We start from the raw sequence: 16,682 nt of genomic DNA, 5'->3' as shown, positions 1-16,682 counted from the left end.
ACAATTAGATGCCTTATTACCAGCAGTTAGCTTTAGCTGTTAGGTGTCGGTCTGTTGGTTTTTATCAAATAAAATTCGTATCTTTGTTCCAATATCACAAAGGCCCCTATTTCTTATCCTTGAGCCAAGTCCGCTAATTTAAGACATACACCTTTCATTTTTATTTATATAATAATCTTTAATTCTATTTAATGGCTAAAAGTCAACTTACATTCAACAAAAAAGAACGCGCGAAGAAACAACAACAGAAGAAAAAAGAAAAGCAAGAAAGACGTGAGGTAAACAAATCCAATAATAACAAAGGAAAATCATTGGAAGAAATGTTTGCTTACGTTGACGAATTCGGAAACATCTCGGATACACCTCCTACACAGGTTTATAAGTTTAAGGAAGAAGATTTGCAACGTCCTGTTGATAATGAAGACGAATTCCTTTACGGTAAAGTTTCCTATTACAACGAAACTGGAAATTATGGTTTCATCAGGGACAACGAGAGCCGCGAGACAGTATACTTTAACGACAAACTAGCGGGGATGGTATTGACGCTAAATCAAAAAGTAAAGTACAAATACACAAGAACCAAACAAGGCAATCAGATTTCGGAAGTAGAACTGATGTAATTTTGTTTATAGTTCATCGATACATCATAAAGGTTGCTCAATTATCAAGAGCAACCTTTTTTGTGAATAGTCTGGGCAGATGACCTAATGGCCCCCTAAGCCTTCGGCTTGTGTATACTTATCTTTCGGTAGCATCCATCGTATTACAAAATACAAAGCTATCGCCGACAGAGCCAATATACTTCCGGTTCCCAACCACAATGTATCAAACCCCAATTGATGCACTATTTGCGTCCCCAATAAGGGGGTAATAATAAAAGAGAACGAAAAACTCATCCCATTCAACCCCATGTAAGCACCTTGGCTTTCCTTTCCAGATCGCAACGCGGTAATTGTCGACATAAACGGCAGCACCAATATCTCACTAACACTCAACAAAGTGATAGACAGTAATAATATAGAAATATGATGGTTTAATGCTAAGATGGAATATGCAATCGCACACAACAGGGCTCCATAAAGAATAGTTTTAGCAATCGTCAGATATTTATCAGCAAAATTAACCACCAACATCTCTAACAAAACTATTATAAAGCCACTATATCCCAGCACGTAGCCTATCGTAGCCTGATCCATCTTGGCAACCTCCTTGTAAAATATTGGAATAGTATTGAAAAACTGAAAAAAACAAATCGAGAATATCGTACAGAAAAAGCAAAATATAAGAAACGGCATATCACGATAAGGCGATTTGCTTTTCACTTTAGACTGCATGTTTAGTTCATCCCTATATTTCTCCCGTTCTTGTACCTTGGCCTGATACAGTTTATGCCTTTTCCGAAAGAACTTTACATAGACAATCCCCGCGATCAGAGCACCAGCCGTATTTATAGAAAATAAAAACTCATAAGAAATAGCCGAAAGAATCCCCCCCAATGCAGGTCCGATAGAAAAGCCAAGATTCACCGCCATTCGATTCAATGAAAATGCCCGTGTCAGATTCTGGGGCTTAGCGTACTTTGTAATAGCTACAGAATTTGCAGGCCGAAATGTCTCGCTGATAATGCTCTGCACCAATATAATACAGGCCATACCCTCTACCGTAGGAAAAAATGGAATCAACACAAATAAAGGTGCGCTGAGGAATAAGCTTAAACTTTGCACCCTATACTCGCCAAATCGATCCGTAAAAAAACCACCTAACCAAGATCCGATTACCGAACCTACACCGTAAAAGCTAAGTACAATACCCGTGTGCGTGATGTCAAACTTCAGGTGGTCTGCCATATACACCCCCAAAAAAGGAATAACCATAGAACCGGTACGATTGATCAACATCACAATCGAAAGCATCCAAGCCTCTTGAGATAATCCCTTAAAGGAATCCGTATACGCGCGTAGTATTTTCACCTGACTGTTTTTAATTAATAATCCGACATTTTATCCCTATCTGCCCAAAAGTACAAAAATATTTGTACAGGATCCTCATTATACTATTTTATAACAAAACTTTAATAACATGTCACTACTATAAAGTAAAGCGCTTATCGACAACATCACTTTCACTTAAATTACCAAACATCTTCTTTTCAAAAAAAAGTAAGATGTACTAAAAAACGTAAGACAACGAATAGATGTACCGAAATAATATCAGAACAATCCCCAAAAGGCACTAGAATTCTACAAAATATTCGGAAGTATATGCTGATCGAACACAAATCGCTCAAGATACTTTACTTTTGTTAGGCTAAGGATTTTTCAACACCCCTTAAGGTGCTCGATGGTGTATTTTTACATACAGTCCGTAACTATAGAACTAAACAGCAAGATGAAATACTGGAAAAAAATAAATTTTGACGAACAGCGCCAACATATCGCAGATGCGCTTTCAAAAAACATAGACTATCAAAAGATTATAACGCTAGGAGTACCTGGTTCCAAATTGGACAGTCAGGTATTTTACGACCAGGCTAGCTTTCTCAAAGAAGCGCCATTCCTACAATCAATCGTACAAAATCCCAATCATATCGGTTGTCACACACTTGGCGAGTCGGAGCCTTATTTTGCGGGCACCCAAGAAATCGAACGAGAGGTCATAAAAATATTGAGTGAGGACATATTAAAAGCAACAGAAGGCAGCTGTGATGGTTACATCGCAACAGGTGGTACAGAAGCCAATATTCAGGCCTGTTGGATGTATAGAAACTTTTTCATGCAAGAGTACGGAGCCCGTCTCGACGAGATCCTGCTGATCGCTTCCGAGGACACCCATTATTCCGTTCATAAAGCTTCGAATCTGCTTCAGATCGATTTTCTTTCTATCCCAGTTCAAATGGACACCCGGGAAATTATTGAAGCCGAGTTGGATCGTTTGGTAGCACAGGCTCAGCAGTCTGGAAAGAAATACGTTATCGTAATTTCCAACGTTGGCACGACCATGTTTGGTAGTGTAGACGATCCAGATAGTTATGCAACCGTCCTGACCAAATACGACCTTGTATTCAAAATTCACATGGATGCAGCTTTTGGAGGTTTTATATACCCAATAGTACAATCAGAGAATAATATAGGATTCAATAACCCACATGTATCTTCTGTCACCTTAGATGCACACAAAATGCTCCAGGCCCCTTATGGAACCGGTGTGTTCTTATCTAGGAAAGGACTGATCAACTATGTACTCACTGCCGAAGCCAAATACGTTAACGGTATGGATATCACCCTCAGCGGCAGCAGATCCGGTGCCAATGCCATAGCGGTATGGATGATATTACAAACCTACGGCCCACACGGATGGTTAGAAAAGTTGAACACCTTATTGTACCGAACTACCGTATGCTGTACAGATCTAGACAAGCTGGGTGTACGCTATTACAGAAATCCACAGATGAACATCATTACCATACGTGCCTCCGATATTCCTTTCACGTTAGTTACCGAATTTGGTTTGGTACCAGATTCGCACGGGAATGCTTCACAATGGTACAAAATTGTAGTCATGGACCACGTACAGATCGACGTCTTAAAACAATTTATCGAAAGATTATCCCAACAGTTAAGTTAGCGGGGGCATTCCCCCGCTAACTTACTTTTACAATGAAAACCAGTAATTGATTTTCATCATAAAAGTATTACTGGCGGGCAATCCAAACATACGGTCCAGATTATTTCCCCAGCCCGGTTGATATATTCCATCATTACCTGACTGATTATGTTCCCAGACCACATATACCGTAGACCCTGGCAGATACTCCCATCTCGCCACCAGATTAGAGCGAAATTCATTAAAACTAAAGTTAGGATTTTTAAAAGCATAGGTATGATTACCCGTCGCTCCAACATAGCCCCCATTGACCTCGGTTAGTGCCTGATCCACAAAATCTACAAATCTATCCTCATAGCGTTTGGCATCCATATTTTGGGCCAACTTAAACTTGTCATAAGTCGCTGTTGAGGTAAAAGGCGAACCGTAGTATTGAATGGAAATATCTGGTGTCACATTCATCTGTAGATTTAACGTAACTCCATATGTCTTCTGATCCATACGACCCAAAATGTAGGCATTTGCATTATCTGGATTATCAGAAGGTCTTACCGTCCCTACGTACTGTAGATTATCCTTATTCCAGGAATAATTAAATTGTCCCGCCACACGCACATGATTGCCTACCCGAAAGACCATGCTCGGATGTATTGCATTGTATCCCGTTTTTTCATCCAAATAGTATCGTCCATTATACTCCATTTTAACCATGATCGGCTTCGCCCGATCGGTACTAACCATCGCGTTGGTTTCAAAATTCGAATTATAGCGCATATCCGGCCCTCCTCGTAATCTACGGCTATCTATGGTATTCCATCCGAAAGTTTCCTTGATATCCATCTCAATTCTTCGCTTAATGCTCAAGCTACGCCATCGGACAGCAATATCATTATTGACAGCTTTCCCCCCATAGTTCCAAATATTCTTTTGTGTCAGGTTAATCCCCGCAAAACGGAAAGGTCCCCATGGATCTGTCTTCCGGAATACGACCTCCGACTCATTTGATTTATAATCAGACTGTTTCATATAACCCACATCATTTAGATCAAATCCTGGAGATGCCCAACTAAAAGTCTGCGAAAAGTTCCACTGCGCATTTCCCTTTTTACCCACCTTCACGTAGCCGCTACTACCCTGCATCGACGTCTCATCTGGTCTTAGATCCAAATAAGATGCTCCTGACTCACGTTGAAAATAATGAGCAGCATTTCGTTTTGTATTCAAAATTGCGGCCGACGAACCATTCAACGTACTGAACATCCCTTTCGCATCGATATAATACAGACGGTTTGCAAAGTACTGGGTAAAATCAATTCCTGCTGCAAATGCATTTTCGATCAAAGCATCTTTCAGATGATCCGCACGGAGATTCCGATTTACAGATGTCACCATCCCACCCAATAGCGTATTACCTTCCCAGTTTTTTTGTACCCGTGCTACTGTATAGTTGGTCAAAGGTTCAGTGATTTCCCGATCATAATCCCCTTCACGCATCACCCGGGATGTAGTTTTTGCAGTTATACTTTCCAAAAGTCCTACGGTTACACCACTTCTATTAGTCCCGGTCAGTTTCAGGGCACCGAGTATCGGTATAGGGTTCGCGGTGCTAGCGTAATTATTGACATTATCTATCCCTTTAGGTTGATAAGAAGGCATCGCTCCTATTCGACGCGAGTAAAACATCATCCCCCCCTCATTATTATCAAATTCTAAAATATGCTTACCTTCCAAAAAAAACGGTCTCTTTTCATCGTAAAATATTTCGTAGGCAGAGAGGTTCATCACCGAAGGATCCAGCTCCACCTGACCATAATCCGGATTGATGGTCAGATCCATCGTAAAATCATTCAATGCCACTTTAGTATCCAATCCTACATTTCGTCCCCATCGATTACCGCTCTGAAAAGGACTGTTAGGGATTTTAGGCTCCTTCGTAAATTTAGCCATCGCATAAGGTAAAAATTCAATTCCTTTTGGTTTAGGGAGTTCCGTCATCCCGTGCATCTCTCCAAAAGAAAACACATGGCCATTATTCTTAATCGGGATCAAACTCCAATTTTGAACCTCATTATTGCGACGAATAATACGACGTACATGCAGCCCCCATTTTCCATCCCCATTTTCCTGGTTATACCGCAGCTGGCTAAAAGGTATTCGTAGTTCGGCAGTCCAGCAAGAGTCCGTTTTATTAATATGCGTTTGCCCTTCCCACACCGCATTCCAACTTAAATTTACAGACAGTTTATCCGTAACCGTCAGATCAGTCTTATTGCCGCCCAGGTTAATATTAAACTCCGATGCCACCCGATAGTCGTGATAGGTATCAAAAGCGATACTAACGAGATCCCCATTACTATTATCATCTCTATTTCCTATAAAAGCATTCATTGTTTCGGGACGTACATCCTTACAGTAGACCCCAATATAAATGTTTACGTCATCGTAAAAAAGCTTCACGCGGGTCCAGGAAGCCGTATAAGCACGCTCGAAAGGGATGACCTGCGAAAACTTCTCAGACCATTCCCCTTTTTCCTGCCATATACTTTCATCAAGTTTCCCATCAATGCGCGGACGCTCCTCCGAGAGCTTCGTGATATTGTATATACGTTTATAGGCATCTTCAAAAGAGACCACTTCCTTTCTTTCATCTTGCGCCCAACATAGCGAAGAGAATAAAAGACAGCAGAAAAAAGAGTAATAACACTTCATGAATGGTTTATCGTTTTGATTAGGTTGAGATTACGATATTCCAAACTTAACTAAAATGGTTTACATTCATTAAGAATATCTACAATAAATTTTGATTATTAAGCGGCTACGAGAATAATAAAATTTCATCCGCTGTATTTCCGCTACAAATAGATGAGGAGAGCTACAAAACTCGCTTTTATATCACGACGCAATTACATTGCTTGTAAAGGCGAATTTATGTAGGTTTGTACATATGAACATCAGACAGGAGACGCCCCAAGATTATGCGGCAGTATTTGATTTGATCCGTATCGCCTTTGCATCGGAGCCACACAGTGACCATCAGGAACACTATCTAGTAGATCGACTGCGCAAATCAAAAGACTTTATTCCAGAACTCTCCTTTATTGCAGAAATCGATGGGCAGATTATCGGCTATCTCCTTTTGTCAAAAATTCAAATTATCAACGATTCGACGACTATGGATGCCCTCGCCTTAGCGCCTGTGGCCGTCCACCCGCATTATCAAAAGCAAGGTATCGGCAGTAGTCTAATACGACATGCACACAGCAAAGCTCAAGCACTAGGTTTTGACACGATCATCGTATTGGGACACGAAACATACTATCCAATATTTGGCTACAAGAAGGCCATAGATTATGGTATCATTCTTCCTTTTGAGGTACCTGAAGAAAACTGTATGGTCATAGGTCTTACCGAAAATGCACTTCAGAATAAGTCAGGCACAGTGGTCTACCCAAAAGAGTTTATGGAATAAGTTTACGCTTCCTTTTCCAGTTCCAAAAAAGCCTGCGGCAAAGAAACAATAATATCCGAGGGCAATAAACTATAAGTTCCAAATTTCTGCACCGCAATATCTGCAGCTCTACCATGTAGGTATACCCCCATTATCAAAGCATCAGCTGCTGTATATCCTTGACCGACCAATGCCGTCAGTATTCCCGTAAGCACATCACCACTACCACCTGTAGCCATACCTACATTTCCAGTGCTATTGAAATAAACCATTCCATTAGGTAAGATAACGACACTATTGGCACCTTTGATCAATATACACAGCTCGTATTCTACAGCCAGCAGTTTGGCTTTTTCGATTTTATGCCAGTCGTTATCCCATTCTCCAATGATTCTCTTCAGTTCCTTGGGGTGTGGTGTAAGTATACTATATCGTGGAGTTTTTGATAACAGATCAGGCTCCTCCGCCAATATATTCAAGGCATCAGCATCCAGTACCAGAGAAGTATGCTGTGATGCCAACAAAAATTCACGAAAAGCACCCTTCGTCTTTTCGTCTGTTCCCATTCCTACACCAATACCTACCGCTTGGTAGTTCATCACAGCGGGCAGTGAAGAAATCAAATCTGTCTGTACATCCGTAATTACCATTGCTTCCGGCACTGCTATTTGGATAATAGGATAGCCACATTCTGGGACATACGTCGACAGTAGGCCACATCCCGATCGCAGTGCAGCCTTTGCAGCCAATTGTACCGCTCCCATCTTACCATGGCTTCCCCCAATAATAAGCGCATGACCGAATACACCTTTATGGTCAAACTTTTTACGTTTCTTATAAAACGTCTTAACATCCTCCTTAGTCACGAACAAATAAGGAGAATCGGTTGCATCTGTAGCATCTTTGCTAAGGTTGATGTCCAACACCTCAAAAGACGCAAAAAATGCTTGATTATCTGGCATGAGCAGGGCTAGCTTCGGACTATGAAACGTCAGTACTTCATCCGCATATACGACGGCTGCATCCTTTGGAGTAGGGCTATCAGACAGCAATCCTGACGGTATATCCACAGCTATCACTCTACACCCTGAACTATTGATTACCTGTACGACAGCGTTCCACGTAACATCCAGTACTCCCTTTAAACCACATCCAAATAGACAATCCAATATTACCGCATCGGCTGGAATATCCAATTTTCCATCCAACAAAAACTTCTGAATCAGTGAAGCTGGATTACGCTTCTGCGCCTCTATATTATCCTTCGAATACGAATCAGACTCCAGGAGATACACCGTTACTCGGGCTTGCTGTTGCCGCAAATACTGCGCGAGTACTAATCCATCACCGCCGTTATTTCCTTTTCCACAGAAGATCACAAAGCGCTGCTTTGACAACACAAATCTACGGCTCAACGCTGACAGCAAGGCCCCGCCAGCACGTTCCATCAATTGAAAACTCGAGATACACTGCTGATTTGCCGTCTCCCGGTCCACTACCTTCATTTGTTGAGCTGTAAATATTTTCATTGATGTCGAAGCCTATTTTTTTCGCAAATAATTAATAACCGCTATTACATCCTGTTCGCCAAACCCTTCTTTCTGAGCTGTACTATAGGTTTCAATCAGCGGCTTGGTCAATGGATAATCGGCCCCAGCCTCCTGTGCCAACAATACATCCTTCAACATCAGATCCAACGCAAATGCAGCTTTATAATCTTCATTTACCAGAAGCGGAGTCTTTACCTTAGTCGCGCCACTCCCGCTTGCACTCTCATTAATAATCTCTAGCATATCCGTCCTCGATATGCCCAGGCTCTCTGAAAAAAGAACCGTCTCCGCTAATCCCTGATATAACGTTGATAGAAAATAATTAATAGCGAGCTTCGCGGCTATTCCCTGTCCATTACCTCCCACATGCTTTGTTAGCTTACCCATCTTTTCAAAATAAGGCTTGGCACGCACGATATCCGCTGCCTCACCTCCAGCAATAATTATTAGTGTTCCCTCTGCTGCGGGCACCGTACTTCCGGCTACAGGTGCATCTACAAAGGCAGCCCCCTTGCTACGCAATGTCGCTGCTAGTTCCTGGCTTCGTTTTTGCGAGATTGTACTCATATCCACGAATAATTTACCAGCGATTTCCTGCTTTACGATGATATCATATACTACTGCTACGGCCTCATCGTTTGTCAACATAGTAAAGATGACATCGTTTTTCCTCACCAACGTTTCTACGTTAGGCGATATCGTCGATTGAGCGGCGAAGGCCGAAGCCCTGGCTGCTGTTCTATTATATACCGAGAGTGGAAAACCTGCTCTTTCCAAATTCTTCGCCATGGGATATCCCATATTTCCTAAACCTATAAATCCTACCTTTTCCATTGTCATTCTATTGGCTATATATATGCTAGTATACGAAATTACGGGCAAAATAATAAAAGACATTTTCATCTTTTATTAAATAATCACTACCTTTGACCCAAGGAATAACCCTTAAAGGGAAATTTAACGTTATGGAGATTACATCACTACTAACAAACATCAGCTACGCCGAAAATCATCCTTCGGCGCAAGTATTGATCAACAACGATTATAGCAAAGAAATACGTATTGTATTTCGCGAAGGGCAGGAAATGAAAGCGCACAAAGCTCCTTATCCTATTGTTATTGAAGTGGTAGATGGTTTTATAGATTTTGGTGTAGACAACCAGCGTCATGACTTACCCAAAGGCTCCCTTATCAGCCTCGAAAGCAATGTCGTCCATGACCTTAAAGCATCCGTAAACAGCATCGTAAGGTTATCTTTATACAAAGGAGATCAGGTAGAACGTGTACAACAAGCGGTAAAAGGCAATTAATCAAAATGGGGCTATTTTCAAAAACATGTGAGTATGCGATGCGGGCAGTTTTTTACATTGCCAGCCACTCTACCGATAGCAGCCGTCCTGGTATTAAAGAGATTGCCGAAAACATCAATTCGCCCGAGCATTTTTTAGCCAAAATCCTACAAAAACTCAGTAAAGGAGGAATTGTATCCTCCATCAAGGGGCCGCATGGCGGGTTCTATATTGAACCGAATGGCATGAACAGACCACTAGCTGATATTATCACCTGTTTAGAGGGCGATGAAATATTCACCGGCTGCGGGATGGGATTAAGCTATTGCTCCGAAAGCAACCCATGTCCCCTTCACAACGAATTCAAAAAAGTAAGAAACCAGTTGACCCACATGCTTTACAATACAAGCATAGGCGAGTTTAACCAAGATCTCTTAACTGGGGCACTCACACTCAACAAATAGTTTTTTTGATTAAATAAAAGACAAAAACATCCGGTATAGAATAAGAAGCATTCAAATAGAAGACAAAAATATCCTTTAATAATTTTTATATACTATGACATCAGAACAAATACAACTGGTAAAAAGCACCGCCCCCATACTACGTGAACATGGTGTACTATTGACAACCCATTTTTACAAACGTATGTTTGAGCACAATCCAGAGTTAAAACATGTGTTTAATATGGGCAATCAACAAAACAGCAAACAGCAGACTGCTTTAGCCCTAGCTGTACTCGCTTATGCCGAACATATTGAAAATCCGGTCGCTTTAATGCCCGCTGTCGATCACATCGGTCAAAAACATACCAGTTTGGATATCCGTCCAGAACATTATGCGATTGTAGGTAAGCATTTAATTGCCTCCATTTCCGAGGTACTGGGCGAATCCGCCAGTCCAGCTTTATTAGAGGCATGGACACTAGCTTATCAGCAACTCGCTAGTATCATGAGCGGTCACGAACAAAAAATCTATGATACACAGACCTCCAAAAAAGGAGGTTGGACAGGTTGGCGTTCATTTATTGTCCATGAGAAAGTTAAAGAATCGACAGAGATCACCTCATTCTATCTATATCCTTCCGATGGTGGAGAGGTCGCCGACTACCTTCCAGGACAATTTATCAGCCTTCGGTTGTTTCTTCCCGAGTTAAATCTACTTCAACCTCGCCAGTACAGTATCTCCTGTTCACCAAACGGCAAGTACTATCGTATCTCGGTAAAACGAGAAGCAGGCAGTCAACATCCAGACGGTATGATCAGTAACCGTCTGCACGACCATATTCAAAAAGGAGATCGTGTCGAATTAACAGCTCCGGCTGGTTCATTCGTTCTGAATAAGCAAGGACAATCACACAAAATATTCATCAGCGGCGGTGTAGGTCAGACTCCCCTACTATCCATGTTGGAAGATATTGTTTCCCGTCCACAGGCAGATCATGCTCCCGTAACCTGGATTCACGGCTGTCGTAGCGAGCAGGTGCACGCATTCAAAGATAGACTAGCCGAGATAAGTAGCATTTACCAGCAGCTCAATCAACATATTTTCTACGAGGATACAGCTGCTCCGGCGGAAAATAGCTACCCGGGCCGTGTCGAATTAGATGTATTGAAAAATGAAATTTTGGGAACTCAAGCTGATTACTATATTTGTGGTCCGGCACCATTTATCCGTAAACATTACGAATACCTGATAGCCAATGGAGTATCTCAGGATGCGATACATTTTGAAGAGTTTGGTCCAGCCTCTCTACAATTAAACTAACACGTTTCTAACTAATCACTAACTATAATTAGGGCTTTCTACAGGAATTATCAATAATTCACTGTAGAAGCCCTTTATTTATCACGGTCTCAGCTCCACTATTAGGTCCCGTTAACACCATACTATGCCGTTTCTATCTTGTTTATTCGCTATATTTTTTTTATGTTTAGACTTCAATTAATTAACAGCAAATCACAATGATCGAAGTCAAACCTAACCCATCCATGCTTGCCTACCAAGGCAACTACGGCGAATATGGTGGATCTTACATCCCACCTGTACTCGAAAAACAACTGCAGGAACTTGCAGCTTTTTTTGACAACGAAGCTCAAAAATCGGAATTCAATGAGGAGTTTATCCAACTCTTAAAAAATTACGTAGGCAGACCTTCAGCACTATTTCATGCTAAAAACCTAAGTGCTTACGTAGGTTCTACGATATACCTCAAACGCGAAGACCTCAATCACACCGGATCCCACAAAATCAACAATGCTATCGGTCAGATACTACTAGCTAAAAAGATGGGCGCCAAAGAGATCATCGCCGAGACCGGTGCCGGTCAGCACGGCGTGGCTACCGCCACGGCAGCAGCTCTGTTAAATATTCCCTGTAAGGTATTTATGGGTGCGATAGATGTCCAACGCCAAGCGCTCAACGTCCGCCGTATGCGCTTATTGGGAGCAGAAGTTATCGCTACCGAACTGGGCAGTAAGACTTTAAAAGACGCTGTGGATGCTGCATTGGGTTATTACATCGAAAATCCAACGGCATATTACCTTTTAGGTTCGCATGTAGGGCCGCATCCGTACCCCAAAATGGTAGGTTACTTTCAGTCCGTTATTGGCCAAGAAGCAAAGCAACAAATTTTAGCCTTTGAAGGACGTCTTCCCGATAGCATATTCGCTTCCGTAGGCGGAGGGTCTAATGCCATAGGTCTTTTTTCAGGCTTTTTGGAAGACAATGATGTGGCTATCCACGGAGCAGAAGGAGGTGGAGATGGGACTTACCCCAATACTGCCGCTACACTTTCTTTCGGCAAGCCAACCGTATTTCAAGGTACACGTTCTTATTGTTTGGTCGACGACAACGGCCAACCGATCGCTTCCAAATCCATCGCTGCCGGATTAGATTATCCGGGAATATCGCCACAGCATGCTTATCTCAAAGATACCAACCGTGCGCAGTATTATCCGGTGACCGATCAAGAAGCCATCGATGCCTACAAACTATTATCACGTCTAGAAGGCATCACCACAGCCATCGAGAGTGCGCATGCAGTAGCATTGGCTATTAAATTACTAAAAGACAAAAACGCATTAGCTATCGTCAACGTATCCGGAAGAGGAGACAAAGACGTAGAGCGCGAAATGTAATAGCTTTTCAAATATTTGTGCGGATAGAATCCGCACAAATATTTGTTAACTTTACACCCATGTCAATACTAACGCGCAAATTTGATACGCTGTACAATACAGCGCCTTTTTCAAAAATCAATACCGAGGAGTATATTCTAGCCTTTGAAGAGGCCATACAAAAGACAAAAGACGAGATCGATGCCATCGTCAACAACCCCGAGCCCGCTAGCTTCGTCAATACTTTAGAAGCGATGGCTTTTTCAGGGATGACCCTTGATCGTCTTTCCAATATATTTTTCAATCTACATTCTGCCGAGACCAACGATGAGCTGGAAAAAATAGCTCAGGAAGTAGCACCTAAGCTTTCGGCTTTGGGCAATGATATCACACTAAATTTTGACCTGTTCAAACGCATCCAGGAGGTGTATGAACAGCAGGACAATCTCAGTCTCACACCAGAGCAGCATACCCTATTGGAAAAATCATACAAAGATTTTGTACGCAACGGTGCTTTACTTCAAGATGGAGACAAAGAGGAACTACGTCAAATCGATGCAGAGCTCGCTGTGATAAAGCTAAAATTTGGCGAAAATGTTCTTGCGGAGACCAATGCTTACCAGCTCCTAATCGAAGAGGAATCCGATTTATCCGGTCTACCAGAAGGCGTCATTGAAGCCGCCAAAGCTCTGGCAGAAAGCCAAGAAAAAGAGGGTTGGTTATTCACGCTGGATTACCCGAGTTATATTCCATTTATGACCTATGCCGACAACAGAGCGCTACGTCAGGAATTAGCCCTTGCAGCAGGACGCAAAGCGTTTCAGAACAATGAATACAACAATGAAAGTAATGTCCTTAAAATAGCGCAATTACGTTTTAGACGGGCACAGCTTTTGGGCTATGCCACGCACGCTCACTTCGTTCTAGAAGAGCGTATGGCGCAGTCTCCCGACAAAGTAAAGGAGTTTCTACAAGATTTATTAGAAAAAGCAAAACCGGCAGCAGAGCGCGAGTTTCAGGAACTTACGGATTTCGCAAAGAAAACAGATGGAATCACCCAGTTGCAAAAATGGGATGGTGCATACTATGCCGAGAAGCTAAAGCAAGAGCGATTCAATCTGGATGACGAAAAGTTAAAACCCTACTTTCAGCTTGAAAAAGTACTGGAGGGCGCTTACGAAACAGCAAGGCTTTTGTACGGGTTACATTTCAAAGAGATAACTACAATCGACAAGTACCACGAAGAGGTTCAAACCTTTGAAGTGACCAATGATGACGGAGAACTCGTATCTATATTTTACACCGATTTCTTCCCCCGCAAGGGTAAACGCAACGGTGCGTGGATGACCTCTTTCAAGCCGCAGTACCAGTATCAAGGCATACAAGAACGTCCACATGTATCTATCGTCTGTAACTTTACGCGACCGACACCATCCAAACCTTCCCTATTGACATTTCAAGAGGTTACCACTTTATTTCATGAATTTGGACATGCGTTACACGGCATGTTGGCCGATACCACTTACCCCAGCCTTTCCGGCACTTCGGTATACTGGGATTTTGTGGAGCTGCCGAGCCAAATTATGGAGAACTGGTGCTACGAAAAAGAAGCGCTTGCACTATTTGCCAAGCATTATGAGACCGGAGAGAATATACCGATGGAATTGGTCGAGAAAATAAAAGAATCCGCTTCTTTCCAAGAAGGAATGGCTACCGTAAGACAGATCAGCTTTGGTTTATTAGACATGGGCTGGCATGGTGGCGATCCAAACCTCATAAAGAGCCTCAAGGCTTTTGAAACCGAGCAGTTTGCTTCAACACAACTGTACCCCGATGTCGCAGACAATGCGATGAGTCCCAGCTTTTCTCATATTTTCAATGGCGGTTATTCTTCCGGTTATTACAGCTACAAGTGGGCCGAAGTACTGGATGCAGACGCCTTTGACTACTTCAAGGAAAATGGTATTTTCAACAAAGAAATTGCCACAAAATTCAAAGACAACATCCTTTCCAAAGGAGGTACCGAGCACCCTATGACGCTGTATCTACGGTTTAGAGGGCAGGCTCCACAGGTAGAACCCCTATTAAAAAGAGCAGGCTTATTAAAGTAAGAACATGAGAAAACTGATAGACAATCTTCTGTTCCGCGTTGTCCTAGCCATAGCGCTAGGCATAGGTATAGGCTATATTATTCCCGAGTCGATAGGTCGTATTTTTGCAACTTTCAATTCCCTATTTGATCAACTGCTCAAGTTTTTGATCCCCTTGATCATTGTAGGTTTGATTATTCCTGCTATTTCCAAACTAGGCAAGACCGCCGGCAAACTCCTGTTAATGACCGTCGCTATAGCCTACGGATCGACCTTATTTGCCGGTTTCTCTTCCTACTTCGGTAGTATGGCTATCTTTCCTTCTCTTATCCAAGGACAGGTAGCTACCGACATTGCAGAGTCTACCAAAGCTCTCACACCTTATTTTACATTAAGCTTCCCGCCACTATTTGACGTGATGACCGCATTAGTGTTTGCATTTCTAGTGGGCATAGGTTTAGCACGTTTAGAAGATTCCACCTTGGAAAAGGCAGCTATAGATTTTGAAAAAATAATATCGTTTCTAATTGAAAAGCTGATCATTCCTATTCTTCCCTTGTTCATTTTCGGGATCTTTTTGGATATGACCTATTCGGGCAAAGTCGGAATGATATTGGATGTCTTCATCAAGATCATCGGCGTGATTTTTATCATGCATATCCTCTTGCTCTTGACACAATTTGTTATAGCCGGTATTATCGGCAAAAAGAATCCGATTCGTCTTCTGACCACGATGCTACCTGCCTATTTCACGGCATTGGGCACCCAATCTTCTGCGGCCACCATTCCGGTCACTTTGGCGCAGGCAAAGAAAGCTGGTGTCAGTGAAGACATCGCCAACTTCACCGTTCCTTTGTGCGCCACCATACATCTTGCGGGCAGTATGTTAAAGATTGTAGCCTGTGTTGTAGCCCTGATGCTCATGCAAGGTATGCCGATAGACCCTATACAGATGGCTGGTTTTGTATGCATGTTAGGAGTTACTATGATTGCTGCACCCGGCGTACCCGGCGGCGCTATCATGGCTGCCATTGGTGTTATTGCTTCCATGTTAGGTTTTGATGCACAGAATCAAGCGTTGATGATCTCCCTATATATTGCGATGGATAGCTTTGGCACAGCATGTAATGTGACTGGAGATGGGGCTATAGCATTGATTGTGGACAGTATTTATAAAAAGAGAAACGCTTAAATTAAAAGAGCGCTAGATATTGATTCTAGCGCTCTTTTATTAATATAGCTAATCCTTATTGTCACTCAGGCCGTGACATGCCTATACTTTTGTCTTGCCAAAAGTATACAAAAGCGTGTCGCTTGAACCTTTTGGACAACGATAGTGCCTCCACCTGCAATTCCCAAAAGCTTCTTAGGCGACAATTGTCGTATATGAGCAGTATATGCAATATTTAATGTACAGCTACTTTCTTTCGACCTAGGACTTTGTAGCGTTAAGAAAGTGATTTAAATTTCGTAAAAAATTGATTTACGAAGTGAAACAAAGCGGAACGTCTCAAATCAATTTAGGAATTTGAAACGCTTTTAGCGTAACAATGTCCAAGTCTTGATTTTTTTGCTTCGTTTTT

The 16,682-nt window shown here is 42.2% G+C and carries 13 protein-coding genes; 9 read left to right on the top strand and 4 right to left on the bottom strand.

Going from position 1 to position 16,682, the window contains the following annotated elements:
• Positions 1-191 precede the first annotated feature (191 nt).
• Entirely contained in the window at positions 192-620 is a 429-nt protein-coding gene (locus B5X76_RS08460) for a cold-shock protein (protein ID WP_205600311.1), read from the top strand.
• An 84-nt stretch (positions 621-704) separates the two neighbouring features.
• Here B5X76_RS08460 and B5X76_RS08455 read toward each other — a convergent pair whose 3' ends face one another.
• A complete protein-coding gene (locus tag B5X76_RS08455) occupies positions 705-1,970 on the bottom strand; it encodes an MFS transporter (protein WP_245801011.1) in 1,266 nt (421 codons plus the stop codon).
• A gap of 418 nt (positions 1,971-2,388) precedes the next feature.
• Here B5X76_RS08455 and B5X76_RS08450 point away from each other — a divergent pair, with 418 nt between their 5' ends.
• Complete coding sequence (locus B5X76_RS08450; protein ID WP_079642699.1) at positions 2,389-3,624, top strand: pyridoxal phosphate-dependent decarboxylase family protein; 1,236 nt, start codon at positions 2,389-2,391, stop codon at positions 3,622-3,624.
• Between the two features lie 27 nt (positions 3,625-3,651).
• Here B5X76_RS08450 and B5X76_RS08445 read toward each other — a convergent pair whose 3' ends face one another.
• Positions 3,652-6,312, bottom strand: coding sequence for a DUF5916 domain-containing protein (locus tag B5X76_RS08445; RefSeq protein WP_079642668.1), 2,661 nt, complete (start codon positions 6,310-6,312; stop codon positions 3,652-3,654).
• Positions 6,313-6,547: 235 nt separating this feature from the next.
• On the opposite strand from B5X76_RS08445, the gene B5X76_RS08440 reads away from it, so the two are divergent.
• On the top strand, positions 6,548-7,072 hold the full coding sequence (locus tag B5X76_RS08440) for a GNAT family N-acetyltransferase (RefSeq protein WP_079642667.1): 525 nt from the start codon (positions 6,548-6,550) through the stop codon (positions 7,070-7,072).
• 2 nt (positions 7,073-7,074) lie between these two features.
• Here the strand turns inward: B5X76_RS08440 and B5X76_RS08435 are convergent, their stop codons facing one another.
• The gene (locus tag B5X76_RS08435) at positions 7,075-8,580 is read right to left on the bottom strand and encodes an NAD(P)H-hydrate dehydratase (RefSeq protein WP_079642666.1); all 1,506 of its coding nucleotides are present in this window, start codon (positions 8,578-8,580) and stop codon (positions 7,075-7,077) included.
• Between the two features lie 12 nt (positions 8,581-8,592).
• The gene (locus B5X76_RS08430) at positions 8,593-9,504 is read right to left on the bottom strand and encodes an NAD(P)-dependent oxidoreductase (RefSeq protein WP_217699635.1); all 912 of its coding nucleotides are present in this window, start codon (positions 9,502-9,504) and stop codon (positions 8,593-8,595) included.
• A 62-nt stretch (positions 9,505-9,566) separates the two neighbouring features.
• Here B5X76_RS08430 and B5X76_RS08425 point away from each other — a divergent pair, with 62 nt between their 5' ends.
• The 6 genes from B5X76_RS08425 (at position 9,567) to B5X76_RS08400 (ending at position 16,291) form a co-directional block, all read left to right on the top strand.
• Positions 9,567-9,911, top strand: coding sequence for a cupin domain-containing protein (locus B5X76_RS08425; RefSeq protein ID WP_079642665.1), 345 nt, complete (start codon positions 9,567-9,569; stop codon positions 9,909-9,911).
• Positions 9,912-9,916: 5 nt separating this feature from the next.
• Entirely contained in the window at positions 9,917-10,354 is a 438-nt protein-coding gene (locus B5X76_RS08420) for an RrF2 family transcriptional regulator (protein WP_079642664.1), read from the top strand.
• Between the two features lie 94 nt (positions 10,355-10,448).
• A complete protein-coding gene (gene hmpA, locus B5X76_RS08415) occupies positions 10,449-11,657 on the top strand; it encodes an NO-inducible flavohemoprotein (RefSeq protein ID WP_079642663.1) in 1,209 nt (402 codons plus the stop codon).
• Positions 11,658-11,854: 197 nt separating this feature from the next.
• On the top strand, positions 11,855-13,030 hold the full coding sequence (gene trpB / locus B5X76_RS08410; RefSeq protein WP_245801009.1) for a tryptophan synthase subunit beta: 1,176 nt from the start codon (positions 11,855-11,857) through the stop codon (positions 13,028-13,030).
• A gap of 59 nt (positions 13,031-13,089) precedes the next feature.
• On the top strand, positions 13,090-15,120 hold the full coding sequence (locus B5X76_RS08405; protein WP_079642662.1) for a M3 family metallopeptidase: 2,031 nt from the start codon (positions 13,090-13,092) through the stop codon (positions 15,118-15,120).
• Positions 15,121-15,124: 4 nt separating this feature from the next.
• Positions 15,125-16,291, top strand: a complete 1,167-nt coding sequence (locus B5X76_RS08400) for a dicarboxylate/amino acid:cation symporter (RefSeq protein WP_079642661.1) — start codon at positions 15,125-15,127, stop codon at positions 16,289-16,291.
• Positions 16,292-16,682 lie beyond the last annotated feature (391 nt).

Origin of the sequence: Sphingobacterium nematocida (assembly GCF_900168125.1) — a bacterium.
GTDB lineage: Bacteria > Bacteroidota > Bacteroidia > Sphingobacteriales > Sphingobacteriaceae > Sphingobacterium > Sphingobacterium nematocida.
The sequence above is the reverse complement of the archived record's forward strand: the minus strand, read 5'-3'. Positions and strand labels throughout refer to the sequence as shown.